The organism is Sorangium sp. So ce1014 (assembly GCF_051521505.1).
Lineage (GTDB): Bacteria > Myxococcota_A > Polyangia > Polyangiales > Polyangiaceae > Sorangium.
This window is the reverse complement of record NZ_CP150356.1, coordinates 9324381-9337482: the sequence shown is the minus strand read 5'-3', so window position 1 is coordinate 9337482 and position 13102 is coordinate 9324381. Positions and strand designations below refer to the sequence as shown.

At 70.6% G+C, this 13102-nt stretch carries 10 protein-coding genes; 5 read left to right on the top strand and 5 right to left on the bottom strand.

Annotated elements, in window-relative coordinates; genetic code table 11:
* Positions 1-415: 415 nt before the first annotated feature.
* Positions 416-982 carry a DUF1003 domain-containing protein gene (locus WME75_RS35390; protein ID WP_437480254.1) on the bottom strand — a complete coding sequence of 189 codons (567 nt, stop codon included), beginning with the start codon at positions 980-982 and terminating at the stop codon, positions 416-418.
* Between the two features lie 245 nt (positions 983-1227).
* Between WME75_RS35390 and WME75_RS35385 the strand changes: the two genes are divergently transcribed.
* Both WME75_RS35385 and pssA read left to right on the top strand, forming a co-directional pair.
* On the top strand, positions 1228-1584 hold the full coding sequence (locus WME75_RS35385; RefSeq protein WP_437480252.1) for an antibiotic biosynthesis monooxygenase family protein: 357 nt from the start codon (positions 1228-1230) through the stop codon (positions 1582-1584).
* 176 nt (positions 1585-1760) lie between these two features.
* A complete protein-coding gene (gene pssA / locus WME75_RS35380) occupies positions 1761-2699 on the top strand; it encodes a CDP-diacylglycerol--serine O-phosphatidyltransferase (RefSeq protein WP_437480250.1) in 939 nt (312 codons plus the stop codon).
* Positions 2700-2773: 74 nt separating this feature from the next.
* On the opposite strand, the gene WME75_RS35375 is transcribed toward pssA, so the two are convergent.
* Positions 2774-3541, bottom strand: coding sequence for a thaumatin family protein (locus tag WME75_RS35375; protein ID WP_437480247.1), 768 nt, complete (start codon positions 3539-3541; stop codon positions 2774-2776).
* Between the two features lie 173 nt (positions 3542-3714).
* On the bottom strand, positions 3715-5196 hold the full coding sequence (locus tag WME75_RS35370; protein WP_437480245.1) for a lamin tail domain-containing protein: 1482 nt from the start codon (positions 5194-5196) through the stop codon (positions 3715-3717).
* A 276-nt stretch (positions 5197-5472) separates the two neighbouring features.
* Between WME75_RS35370 and WME75_RS35365 the strand changes: the two genes are divergently transcribed.
* On the top strand, positions 5473-6519 hold the full coding sequence (locus WME75_RS35365) for a Kelch repeat-containing protein (protein ID WP_437480242.1): 1047 nt from the start codon (positions 5473-5475) through the stop codon (positions 6517-6519).
* A gap of 116 nt (positions 6520-6635) precedes the next feature.
* Here the strand turns inward: WME75_RS35365 and WME75_RS35360 are convergent, their stop codons facing one another.
* Complete coding sequence (locus tag WME75_RS35360) at positions 6636-7958, bottom strand: STAS domain-containing protein (RefSeq protein ID WP_437480240.1); 1323 nt, start codon at positions 7956-7958, stop codon at positions 6636-6638.
* A gap of 400 nt (positions 7959-8358) precedes the next feature.
* Between WME75_RS35360 and WME75_RS35355 the strand changes: the two genes are divergently transcribed.
* Positions 8359-9189 (top strand): tetratricopeptide repeat protein, encoded by an 831-nt coding sequence (locus WME75_RS35355; RefSeq protein WP_437480237.1) that lies wholly within the window; start codon positions 8359-8361, stop codon positions 9187-9189.
* Between the two features lie 64 nt (positions 9190-9253).
* Here WME75_RS35355 and WME75_RS35350 read toward each other — a convergent pair whose 3' ends face one another.
* Positions 9254-10510, bottom strand: coding sequence for a hypothetical protein (locus WME75_RS35350; protein ID WP_437480234.1), 1257 nt, complete (start codon positions 10508-10510; stop codon positions 9254-9256).
* Between the two features lie 1140 nt (positions 10511-11650).
* Here WME75_RS35350 and WME75_RS35345 point away from each other — a divergent pair.
* Complete coding sequence (locus WME75_RS35345) at positions 11651-13096, top strand: formylglycine-generating enzyme family protein (RefSeq protein ID WP_437480230.1); 1446 nt, start codon at positions 11651-11653, stop codon at positions 13094-13096.
* The last annotated feature ends 6 nt before the right edge of the window (positions 13097-13102 follow it).

Sequence of the window (13102 nt, the reverse complement as noted above, 5' to 3'; positions counted from 1 at the left end):
AAAACGCCACGAACCTGAGTGAAAGAGGCTAGGCTAGGCTGGATAACGAGGTGCCCTCACAGCGGCACCGCGCCCGGGCGGCTCGCTGCGCCCGTGTCCAATTCTGTCCAGTGCGGACATCGTATAATCGACGCCCCGGACGCCATCCGATTAACATTTAACTCACGTGCTTGCAAGAGTGGTTTGTGAAAGATGCAAAAAGATCCCGCGCAGTACGAGCTTGCAATCACGCTGGCGAGCGTCCGAATCCCGACAAGGCCTTCGGGGATTTCACGGACAGTCTTCAGGGGTATCGGTACTCAATCTGTACCAGACAAGCGAGGTGCGCGGGGGCTGCGGGCGGTGGAGGTCTCGTCATCTCACCTTACGGCGATGTCAGGCGCGACCGGCGCTTTCTAGGGAGAGCCCGTATTGACTACTCCTTCACGTCCCGCTGCGCGCGCTCGATCTCCTCCAGCACCACCTCGGGGTGGACATCCTTCTTGAGCTCCTCGAGGTGCGGGTCGCTGTGCCGGGGCACCTTGAGGTGCCTGGAGATGCCGTCGACGAGCTCGATGAGACGGGTGACCTCGTGCTCTGCCAGGAGGTTGATCTGGAGGTCGAGATCGGCGCGCTTGTCGGCGAGCGCCTGCATGCGGTTCTGGCTGATGAGCACGAACGTCGAGAGGAAGATCGCCTCGACCGACGCGATCATCGCCAGCATCACGAACGGGAACGGATCGAACGGCTTGACGCCCGGGACGACGCCCGTGTTCACCACGAGCCAGCCCCCGAAGAGGACGGCGTGGAGGAAGACGAACGTCATGCTCCCCGTGAACCCGGTGATCGCGTCGGCGAGGGCCTCCTGGAAGCCCTTGTTCCGCTCGAGCTCCTTCCGTACCTGCAAGAGCGCCTGGATGTTCCGGCGCACGACGCCCTCGACCTCGGAGCGGTCGAGCCCCTCTCCTGTCGGGACGTCGCGAGCCGTCTCGGAATCGTTCATGACGGGACCTCCCGAGATGAGGGCTCCGAAAGGCCGATCTGTCAATCCAATTTCGGCAGAGCGCCACACCGGACGTGGCCGGTTGCATGCCGCAGACTGCATTGCGATGAGCTCCGAGAAATTCCAAGATAATTTGCAGCGAGCGGGGGCAACGTGCGAGGCGGGGACCCCGTAGAGGGGGGAGCGCTGCTAAGCTCGCCGTCGCCCGCGCCGGCGCGGGCCCCGGGTACCCGCAAGGAGCAGCCATGATCGTCGTCACCAACCGCATCCCCGTCGCCGAGGGCCATGAGGCCGATTTCGAGGACCGCTTCAAGAACCGGGTCCACCTGGTCGACCGCGCGCCCGGCTTCATCCGGAACGAGGTGCACCGGCCGAAGCCGATGAAGCTGGACCACGCGACCGGCGCGTGGAGCCCGGACCCGGACGCGCAGGGGTTCTACGAGGTCAAGACCTGGTGGCAGTCCATGGACGACTTCATCGCCTGGACGAGGAGCCCCGCGTTCGCGGAGGCGCACCGGAACCGCGCGCCGAAGGAGATGTTCGCGGGGCCGAGCAAGATCGATATCCACGAGGTGTTCCTCAGCACCGATCTGCAGGGCTAGCGACCCGAGGTCCGCCAGGGGGCGCCTGCGCGGCTGCGCGCGCTCCCGCCTGCGCGGCTGCGCGCGCTCCCGGCTTGAAGGCGCGTCGCCTCGTGTACTACGAGGCCGGGCGAGCGGGCTCGTCGGGCCGCGGGTCGAGATCCGCGCGGCGCCGGTGCCCGGCCGACCTCGCCATCATGTCAGATTTCAATCCAGGAAGACGGGACGCCGGCGTCGAGCGCTTGTGCCCCGCGAGCTCACGACCGGGCCAAGGCGCGGGTCTCGGGCGACCGCGCGGCGAGACGGCGCGGCCGAGGCCGCCGGGCACCCCCGGGAAGACGCTGTTTCTCCTCCCCAACCTGATCACGCTGTCATCCATCTTCTGCGGCTTCGACGCGGTACGGCGCTCGGCCTCCGCGCGGTCCGACGACGACTTCCAGCGCGCCGCGCTCCTCATCCTGTTCGCGATGCTCTTCGACGCGCTCGACGGCCGTGTCGCGCGGATGACCAGGACCGAGAGCGCGTTCGGGCGGGAGCTCGACTCGCTGGCCGATCTCGTCTCGTTCGGCGTGGCCCCGGCCGTCCTCGTGTACCAGTGGGCGCTGCACCGCCTCGGCCTCGCCGGCGTGCTCGGCGGCTTCGTGTTCGCGGCGTGCGGCGCGATCCGGCTCGCCCGCTTCAACGTCCTCTCCATCCGGCAGGCGGGCCGATCGCCGACGCCGCCGCGGTACATCGTCGGCCTCCCCGTCACCGGCGCGGCCGGGATCCTTGTCGCGATCGTCATGACGCATCGCGTTATGCGCGGGCAGCTCGGGGACGCAGGCGGTGCGCCGGCGGTCCTCGCGACGACGCTGCTCCTCTCGCTCCTGATGGTGTCGACCCTCCGGTTCCGCTCGTTCAAGGATCTCCGCCTCGACGCCCGCACCGCGCTGTCGGTCGCGCTCGTGGTCGGATCGAGCGCGGTCATCTCGGCCCGCTGGGCGCCGGCGTTCGTCGTTGTCTGGCTGCTCAGCGCCTATGTCCTGCTCGGCGTGGCCGAGTCGCTCTGGCGCCTCCCGGCGCGGCGGCGCGGCGCGCCGGGCGAGCCCGCCGCCGCGCTGGATGCGTGTCCCCAGGGCGGAGAGCAGCAACCCTGAGACCGCGTCGCCCAGGGGCGAAGTTGCGGTGGCGAGCCGCTGGGGCGCGGCGAGCGGGGATGTGAGAGAGCAGTTCAAGGGCAAAACACGATGTCGTAGTCTTCCCCGGCGCAGGCGGCCATCGACTCCTGGTCGTCCCCGGACCAGGAATACGCGTCCTTGCATTGCTCTTCGAAGTACGCGGCCACGGGGTTCGTGGGATCGTCCCGGTCGGGGCTCACGCAGGAGATCGTCGCGCCGCTAGGGTCCTTGTGGTGACCCACCTCCGGACACCGCGCGAGCAGGCTCTCCGGGCAGGACAGCGTCCGGCAGTCCGGCAGGGCGACGGGCACGATCGCCATGGGGAGGTTGTGCGCGTCCACGTGGCTGATGTTGTACCAGTCGAAGTCGTTGAAATCGGTGTTGAGGGTCATCTCGGCCAGCGTGTGTCGGCCCCCGCCGGGGTCCGACCCGGCATACGCCCAGTAGCGCAGCGACGACAGCGGCTCCTCGCTTGTGCCCACGTCGCGGCACGCGAACTGCCCCGGGTCGAGCTCCCCGCCGTCGATGAGGCTCCCCAGGAACTGGAGCGGCCGGTCGCACTTGTTGACGAAGGCCAGAGTGGACCTCCCGTCCCCGGGAGTGCGGCAGTCGACCTCGACCGGATTGCTGGGCGACTGGCCTGTCGACGAGCTGCTGGCTTCGCTCGACGAGGCTCCGCCGGTCGAGCTGGACGCAGAGCTCACCGAGGTGGATCCGCCGCTCGCCGCGCCGGAGGAGGCGTCCTGCTCGGCATCCGCGCAGCCGGCATCCAGCAGCGCAAAGGCGAGCAGCGCGGCCGCAATTTTCCAATGTTGCGACATGACGGGTCTCCTTGCGCCTCGGTGGTGGGAGGAGGATACAGAAAGCTCGGTCCGCCGAGAAGCGGTGAATCGGCTGAGGTGGGGGAGCCGCGGAGCGAGGATGGAGACGGCTCAACGCGGGGCCTCGAAGCGCAGGCCGGGTTCAACCCATTCTCGCCCGAGCGCCACGCCGGCTAGAACGCCGCGCCGTTCACGCGCTTGCCCGGCGAAGAGCTCCCGCCGAGGGTGTTGTGGAGGACGAACGACGCGCCCCCGTCGAGATCGGTGCTGCGGTTCATCGAGACGCCGTCCTGGCCCGCGAGCGTGGAACCGTACGTGACGCTGCTCACGGTCGCCCCCGAGGCGTTCCGCAGCGTGACCGTGTCGCCGCCGCTGTTGCTGAGGCTCAGGGTGCCCGTGGACGCGCCGACGGCTCCGCTCAGGGTGCCGGGCACCGCCGAGGCGTTGCCGTACACCACGGCGGCCGTGGAGGGCGCGAGCGACGCTCCGGCGGGGAAGGTGTGCCGCGTCGAGCTGCTGTCGGAGATCGTCCAGCCGGCGAGGGACGCTGTCCCCGAGCCGACATTGACGATCTCCACGAACTCGCCGGCCACGTTGCTCCCCGGCTCGTTCGCGAGGACCTCGTTGATGATCACGACGGCCGTGCCGCCGCCTCCGCCGCCGGTGCCGCCTCCGCCGCCTCCGGCGCCGCCTCCGCCGCCGGTACCTCCGCCGCCGTCGGGGATCAGGAAGTCGCGCACGACGCCCATGTGCTGCATGTTCGATGCGCCGCTGTCCGCCGAGAGCGCGGGGCTAATCGCCGAGAGCGGAGAATAGACGCGCGTGTCCACCACGAGGCCGCTCGCGAAGCTGCTCCCGCCGATGACAACGGCGGTCTCGAGCGGCTCCAGATCGCCGTCGACGAGCACCCAGTCGTACGGCTTGGTCCTGCCGGCATTTGTGTTCCCGTTCCCGTTCCCGTCGGCAGGATAGGGCGCGGACGTGACGACGACCTCCGAGAGGGTCCCGATGCACGCCTCGGTCCGGCTCCCGGTGTTGAAGTCGCCGCCGATCACCAGGTAATCGTCCTCATCGACGTGCGCCTCGATGAACGAGACGAGGTGATCCGCCTCCGTGTTGCGCGCCCCCGAGCTCGACGTCAGGAAGTGGACGCTGATGGCCCAGAGGTCGGTCGGGCCGGGAACATCGATGCGCGCCCAGGCAAAATCCCGGTTGCTGACCGACGTGTCATCCCACTCGCCGGACGCGACGATCGGCCACCGGCTCACGATCCCGTTCGGGATCTGCGCCCCGCCCTCGCGGTAGTAGCTGAACCCGGCGCCGAACGTGACGTCCACGAAGGAGCGAATGTCGGACGTGGTGTTGCCGCCGTAGTTGAATTCTTGCAGCAGGGCGATATCGGGTTGGACCCCCTGCATGATGCGCCTGCCGTGCCCCGGATCGTAGCTCTGGTTGTTGCCGCTCGTGAGGTTGGCCGCCATGAGCCGGACGCGCGTCGAGAGCGCGCCGGCGTGCTCGCCCAGGATGGCCGCCTCCGGGCCTATTTCCCCGTCCAGCGGCGACTCGGCCACGCATGCGGCCGCGGCCAGGGCCGAAACAAGCAAAGGCAGCCGAACCCATACGAGCCGCTCCAGCATCGAAGACATCGATCGCATATCGTTGCACCGGACCTTTCTCGGGATCATTGCATCACAACACGAAACAGAGGCACAGCGGGAGCCATGTTCGCCCGTGTCCCATGCAGCGATGATGCGGTTCGTGTCGAGAACGAACGACATCGGGCCCGGGCCGCGGCGACCTCCGGGCGCCGGGGGGGCGCTCGCCCTCCCGGCGCCACGACAGCGGCGCCGCCTTGCGGTAAGACACGCCGGACGTCGGGACCTGGCGCGCCGGTTCACCCCAGCGTGCTCTTCTGGAACAGCGAGGCGTTCATGAAGACCCTGAAATTGTCTCAGCGCTGCGCGGTGTGGCCGTGGATCTGTGTGATCAGCGGAATCGGGTCGATCGGATGCGGCGATGACGGCGGCGGCGCGGGGCAGCCGGAGCCGTCGGGGCGGTATCCGCGGCTTCCGGAGGCCGCGGGATCGTTCGGGGCGGCCGTGCTCGACGACTTCGTCTATGTGGCCGGCGGTCACGTCACCCCGGCGCACGTGCAGGGGAGCGGCTTCTCGAGGGACGACCTGACACCGGCGTTCCGCCGGCTCGATCTCGAGTCAGGGCAAGCATGGGAGGAGCTCGACGAGGTCCCGCCGCTCGAGGGGCTCACGCTGGTCAGCCACGGAGGGTACGTGATCCGGGTGGGCGGGCTGCAGATCGAGAACGCCCCGGGCGAGACGGAAGCGCTCCGCTCCGTGCCCACGGTCGAACGCTACGATCCGGACCAGGCGGCGTGGTCGCCGCTGCCGGAGCTGCCCGAAGGGCGCTCGGGCCACGGCGCGGTGGTGATCGGAGACATTCTCTACGTGGTGGCGGGGTGGAAGGTCGAGGGCACGTCGAGCTCCGGGACGTTCACGACAGGCGGCTATCAGCTCGATCTGTCCACCGCCGGCGCGACCTGGGAGCCCATCCCCGAGCCCCCGTTCAAGAGCCGCTCCCTGGCCGTCTCGGCGCTCGGCGACAAGATCTACGCCATGGGCGGCGTGGACGAGGCGCAGGCCTTCACCGCGGCTGTCCATGTGCTGGATACGAAGGAGGGGACATGGACCGAGGGGCCGCCGCTGCCCGAGGCGCCGTTCCTCAACGCGTTCGGCGCGGCCTCGTGCTCTGTCGCCGGGAAGCTCTACGTCAACTACGCCGCAGGCCTGTTCCGGCTCAACGAGGCCGGCGACGGGTGGGAGACGGCCGGCACGCTCAAGATCCCTCGCATCTTCAGCGGCCTCCTCTGCAGGAGCGAGCGCGAGCTCGTCGCCCTCGGCGGCTTCAACCTCGCCCAGAGCGCCGACCCGCTCGACGACGTGGAGGTCGTCTCGATCCAGTGATCCGCCGCGCGGCGCGCGGCGATCGGGGTACGGGCCGCGGCCGCCGTCGCGATCGCGCGACGACCCGCGTCGCCGGCGCCGCGGCGTCATGCCGAGTCCGCGCCCGAGGCCGGGGCTCAGCGGCCCCTCATGGCGAACGCGATCCCGCTCTGCAAAGAGCTCTTCACGTCGAGCCGACCGAGGTCCACGCCGCTCGCGGCGAGGCGGTGGGCGACCTCGGGGCGGATCCCCGTGAGGACCGCCCGCGCGCCGAGCAGGCCCACGACCCGCACCACCTCGAGCAGCGCGTCGGTCGCCGTGGCTTCGAGCGCGTCCACGCCGGTCAGGTCGAGGATGGCGATCCGCGTGCGGCGCTTCGCGATGCCGCGCGACAGCGCCTCGGTCACGCGACGCAGGCGCCCGGCCTCGAGCGGGCCGATGAGCGGCAGGACCAGCACGTCGTCGCGGATGGGGATGAGCGGCATGGAGAGCTTCGCCAGCACCGCGTCCTGGGCCTGGATCACCTCCTCCCGCAGCTGCGCGCGCTCCTCCTCGGCGCGCTTGCGCTCCGTCAGGTCGATGCCGGTCATGATGACGAACCGGAACCCCTCGTCCTTGTCGCGCAGGACGGCGCCCGACCAGGCCGTCACCCGGCGAGCGCCGTCCGTCGTCGTCCACGGGACCTCCACCTGCTTCCGCGACGCGCCCGTGCCGAGCTCCTCGAAGAGGCCTTCGAGCTGCGCCGACGCCTCCGGATCGGGCGTGAGATCCCACAGGTACCGCGGCTCGCGGGACCCGCGCGCGCTGCCCAGCGCCCGCTCGGCGGCGCTGTTCATGCGCACGATGCGCCCGCGCGCGTCGAGCACCACGATGAGGCCGTCGACGAGGTCCATGACGCCCGCCATGAAGTCCCGCTCGCGGCCCAGCATCTCCTGCGCGTGCTTGCGCTCGAACAGGCGGCCGAGCTGCCGCGCGATGCGGCCGATGGTCACGGTGAACTTCCCGTCGTCCGCGTGCTCGGCGTCGGAGAAGAACTCCAGCACCGCCACCACCTCGGCGCCGACCACCACGGGGAACGCGAACCCCGCCTTGACCCCGAGGTTCTTCGCGAGCCTGGCTCGCGGAAAGTTCGCGTCCTCCGTGACGTTGCGCACCCAGACCGGCTGCTTGGTGGCGAGCACCCGCCCGGGCAGCCCGACCCCCGGGGTGAACGGCGTCGCCTCCGTGACCGCCTTGAAGGCCGCGTACTTCACCTCGTCGTGCAGGTACCAGAGCGCCGTGGGGAGGAGCAGCGCGGGATCGTCCGCCGCCGGCACGTACGCGTGTCCAACCGGCCAGCTCAGATGGTCGCAGATGTGCGCGATGGTGCGATGCAGCGCCTCCTCGACGCTCGCCGCCTCGTGCACGTCGACGGTGACCACCCGGAGCAGCTCCACGAGCGACCGCTCATCCGTCAGCACGTTATCGAGCCTCCATCGCGCTCTCGTCGACACTTCCTCCGAGCGTTTGATGAGACCGGTCATCGAGGAGGCGTAACACGCTCAATGTATCCGATCGGTTTCCGCGGCGAGGCGATCTCGGCGGGGGTCCGCCGAGCCGCCGGGCGCGATCTGCGCGCCGGTTCTGGTCACGGTGTCACGGCGCGGCGACGCCGCGGTGACCGTGTTGGGCCGAGCGACCGAGATGTCCAGGATCGGAGGAGATCGCGCCCCGGACCGTCCGTGACGCCCCTGGACGGTGGCGCACGATCCCCCTTAATGTGTCGACCGCCCTGGCGAGCTTGCCTGTGCGGGCGCGCAAGGCCGTGCAGCAGACAACAGGCGCGGCGCTCTCTTCTGCTTCGGATGGATTCTGATTCTGATGGAAAGGATGATGATGCTCTCGAACTGTCTTCGCCGGTGCGCGTTCGCGGTGACGTTGCTGGCCGCGGCGCCGGCGCTCGCGGCGAAGCCGCCGGACGGCGCCTCGGCCGAGGCGCAGCAGCTCGCCCGGACCCGGGCGCACGAGGGGCTCAAGCTCTACGGCGCGGACCGCTGGCAGGAGGCGTTCGAGGTCTTCAAGGAGGCGGACGGGCTCTATCACGCGCCGACGCTCGTGCTCTACATGGCGCGGTGCCAGCGCAAGCTCGGCCAGCTGGGGGCCGCGCGCGACCTGTACGAGCAGGTCCTCGCCGAGCCGCTCCCGGAGGACCCGCCGCCGGCGTTCCTCGGCGCGCGGAAGGACGCCGAGACCGAGCTCGCGGCGGTGCGCGCGACGCTGGAGGCGCCCGCCGCGCCTCAGCCCCAGGTCCCGCCCCGCGACGCGCCCGCCCCGGGCGGCGCGGAGGGCGGCGGCTCGCTGCTGCCGGCTGGGCTCGCGTTCGGGCTCGGGGCGGTGGGCCTCGGCGTCGGGGCCGCGACAGGCCTCGTGTCGCTCTCCAAGGTGTCCGACATCAAGGAGCGCTGCGACGGCCGGCGCTGCCCGCCCGAGCTGAAGGGCGATGCCGACGCGGCGACCACGCTGGGCCACGTGTCCACCGTGAGCTTCATCGTGGGCGCCGCCTCGGCCGCGGCGGGCGTCGTGCTGCTCGTGGTCCGGCCCGGCGGCGACGCCGCGCCCGACGCCGCGGGCACCTCGCCGCGAGCGCAGCGCGGCGTGGTCTGGAGCGCCGGAGTGGGCCTCGGGCGCATCGAGATCCAGGGGAAGTTCTGATGCGATCGTCGGGGGGGCGTGAGCGGCGGGCGGGAGCCGCCCCGCGGCGCCGCTCCTGGTCAGGTCAGTCGCACGTGGCGGCCTCGCAGGCCTCCATCTCCGCGGCGCACGCCGTGGTGATGCACGTCCCGCAGGCCTCGGGGTCCTCGCTGCAGTCCTCGTCGCACGCGCCGTAACCCCCGCTGATCTGGCAGGTGATCACCTTCGAGAGCTGGGGCCCGACGCTCTCGCAGCTGTTCACCACGCAGCCGTAGAACGCGGCCTCGTCCTGGTCGGGCGTGCTCATGCACGAGACCGCCTCGGTGCACGTGGACGTCCCGGAGCCGAACCACGTCGAGGCGCGGAAGCCCCCCTCCTCGCTCGCGCAATTCTCGTACGCCCGGGAGCGCGGGAAGTACGGCCCGATCAGCATGCACATCTCGTCCTTCGTGGTCAGGCCCTGCGCGATGTTGCGATCCTCGCTGTTCTTGAAATCGCAGCGGTAGTCCAGGGCCTCTCCCGCCTTGAGCTCGAGGAACGGCTCGAATTTTTCCGACGGGACCCCCTCCCATTTGTTGTGGGCGTACAGGTCCGTCGTCTTGCCGTCGAGGTCGACCTTCTGGGCGAGGTAGCCGACGCCGCGGCGGTGCATGTGCGACTGGATCCTCACGACCGAGATGTCCTTCTCGGTGGTGCAGCGCATCCGCGCCGAGGACTCGTCGCGCGCCGGCACGCTGATGAACGGGTTGTAGTGGAAGAGCATGCCCGCCTCGACCTTCACCTCGCTGTCCGCGATCGTGTAGAGGTTGATGCGCGCGTCGGTCTCGAGGGGCTCGCTCGAGGCGTTCAGGTAATGGGTGTTCATCAGGAGCACCGTGCCCGGGGGGACCTTGACCGCCACGCCCTCCGGGAGCTCGCCGAGGAAGGAGTTGCCGTCGGGGGACTGGGAGCCCGCGACCACGCCGGTGACGTCCCATTCGGCCTGGGGGCCGTTGCTGCAGTCGTGGACCTCGGTCGCATCGAGGGTAGCACCGCTGAGCGTCTTGGGCGGGATCTCGGTGTACGGCGTCGTGTAGAGGAGGACGTGGTGGCTCCCGCTCGAGAACCGCACCGTTTCCCGGTTGACGTTGAGCCCCTCCGGCGGCGCCACGAAGAGCTGGCAGCGCTCGACCTCCTCCCCCGGCTGGATCGTGGAGATCATTCGATACTGCACGCCGGTGCCTTCGGCCGGCGGCTCCAGCATCTGGTCCTCCGGTGTCTCCCCGGGGCCGGTGTCCGAGGAAGAACATCCGAAGAGCGCAACGGCGCCGAGGAGAGCGATAAGCGAGGTAGTTGTGCGCATGCGTTGATTCCTGCTGTGTGTTGGTGTCACATCGTGCGCGCGCCCGTGATCGTGCGCGCGCATTGTTCCCGAGGTCCTGCGGCGGCGTCGCGCTCGCCCAGGGAAATTGGTCGTCGCCGGCTGGCCCGCGCCGGACTGGCCGTGGTTGCCCTCATCCTCTGGCGGGCCGGAGGCGGACGGGTAACGAGGTCATCTTCCGGATCGAGGGGTGCGGCGCGAACACCGCCGGCCCCGCGAGCTCCATCTCGGGGAAGTGGCTGAGGAGCGAGTCGATGGCGATCCACCCCTCGAGGCGAGCCAGCGTCGCCCCGATGCAATAGTGGGTGTCGCCGCCGAAAGCAATGCCCGCACGGCGCCTCGCCGCCGATCGAACGCGGCGATCGGGTCGTCCTTGCTCAGCAGGTCGCCCTGCACCTCGGCCTGGATCCGCGGCGTCAGAACGTCGTTGTCCAGCGGCAGCTTCCGACGCTCCTCGACGGGTTCGATCACGGCGTCGATCCTTACGCTCCGTGCCGCATCGAGCTTCCCGATGTCGCCATCCTTAGCAAGGATACGACGTCCTCGCGCGGGAAGACGAGCCACGGGCTGCGACCCGAGCGCGACGAGATCTGTGACCACCGCTTCGCGCCTGGGTTCCCCGGAAAGCAGATCGCCAGGCCGCGCCCGGCCGTCCGTGGGCCAGAGGACGTCGAACACCTGGTCCGACAATGCGCACATCCTTTCGCTGTAGGTCGTGGCCAGGGCGCGCTCGACCGCGTCGACGCCGCGCTGCCCGCGCTCTCGATGTGTCGAGTTAAGAATTGCAAAGATATCTAGACTAACGTGATGCCGTCGACGCCGCGCGAAGAGGTCAGTCGACAGGGGCGGAATGTTTGCTGCGGCGCTCGCTGGCTCGCGAGCGGGCCTGAGCCTTCGCGCTCGTTCGAATGGAGAGGGCGATACGGAGGCATGACGCGCGTCCGGCAAGGGCGCAAGAGCGCAGCGAGTGTTGCCTGCCGCGCGGCCGGCGCGCCCGGCTCTCCGGCGGGGGGCGGCGGGGGAGGGCTTGGGGCCAGGGCGACCGCTTCGTTCGGGCCCCTGCGCCGCTGCGGCTGCGTCGAGCTCGCACAGGTCGCGCGCGCTGTCTGGTAGCCTGAGCCGGTGCAGCTCCGCTCCTGCTCCCCCGACCTCCCTCCTGCCTTCGTCCTTGCGGCGGCCGTCGCGTTCCTCGCCCCGGCAGCCGCGCAGGCGGCGGATCCGGCGCCCGCCCTCGCGATCGACCTCGGGGGGGCGCAGCTCGACCTGGTGCTCGTGAAGGCCGGCCGCTTTCGCCAGGGCTCGCCGCCGGCGGAGGCGGGCCGCGGCGAGGACGAGGCGATCCGTGAGGTGACCCTGAGCCGCGCCTTCTACCTGGGGAGGTTCCCGGTCACGGTCGGGCAGTTCAAGCGCTTCGTCGAGCAGACCGGCTACCGCACCGAGGCCGAGGTCGGCGTCTCCGGCGGGTTCGGCTTCGACGGCAAGGGCCTCTCGCAGCGCAAGGAGTTCACCTGGAGGGCGCCCGGCTTCCCGCAGACCGACCAGCACCCGGTGACGCTTGTGACCTTCAAGGACGCGGGCGAGTTCTCCCGCTGGCTGACGCACAGGACCGGCCGCGCCTTCGATCTGCCGACCGAGGCGCAGTGGGAGCACGCCCACCGCGCGGGGACCCAGACGCGGTTCTATGCGGGGAACGACGACGGGGCCGCCGCCGCCCTCGGGTGGTTCAAGGGCAACGCCGGGAGCGGCACGAAGCCAGTCGGGCAGAAGCAGCCGAACGCCTTTGGCTTGCACGACATGAGCGGCAATGTCTACGAGTGGTGTCGCGACCTGTACGGTCCCTATGCCCCCGGCCCGGCGGTCGACCCCGTGCAGACCTCGGCGCCGGGCGGCGACAAGCCCCGGCGCGTGCTGCGCGGCGGGTCGTGGCTCAAGGACGCGAAGCACCTGCGCGCCGCGGCGCGGTACCGCAACGACCCCGGCAGCCGCAACGCGGACAACGGCTTCCGCGTGGTCGCCGCGCTGGAGGCGAGCGCCCCCGCGGCCGCCGCGTCGCCGACGGGGCCGGCGGCGCCGCTCTCGGCGGGGTCGACGCGCGCGCCGCGCTCGAGCTCCTGGTCGACCGCGGCGACGGTGGCGTTCGTCGGCGGAGGCCTCGTCCTGGCGAGCGCCGTCGTCGGCCTCGTCGGCGTGCTCGTGCACCGCGCGTCCCGCCGCAAGCCGATGGCCGGGGCGCCGCCCGGCGTGACGTTCCGGCCGCAGGGCGACGGCTTCTGGCTGAACGCGCCCCCGCACCTGCACGGGTCGGTGCTCCACTACCGCTGCTTCGTGAAGGGCGTGATCCGGCGCGCGTCGGTCCCGATCGAGCCGAGCCCGCGCGGGCAGTTCGTCTACACGGGCGGCGCGCCGTCTGCGGTGGAGGTGGAGCAGCTCGGCGCGGCCGCGTGGGCGGCGGCGCCCTCTCCCGCGCCGCGCGCCGCCTGGGGCGGCCATCGCTCGCGGGAGCGCATCTCGAGCGCGCCGGACGTGGCCGTCGCCGCGCCCTTCCGCGGCTATCCCTCGGCCTACTGAGCCGCG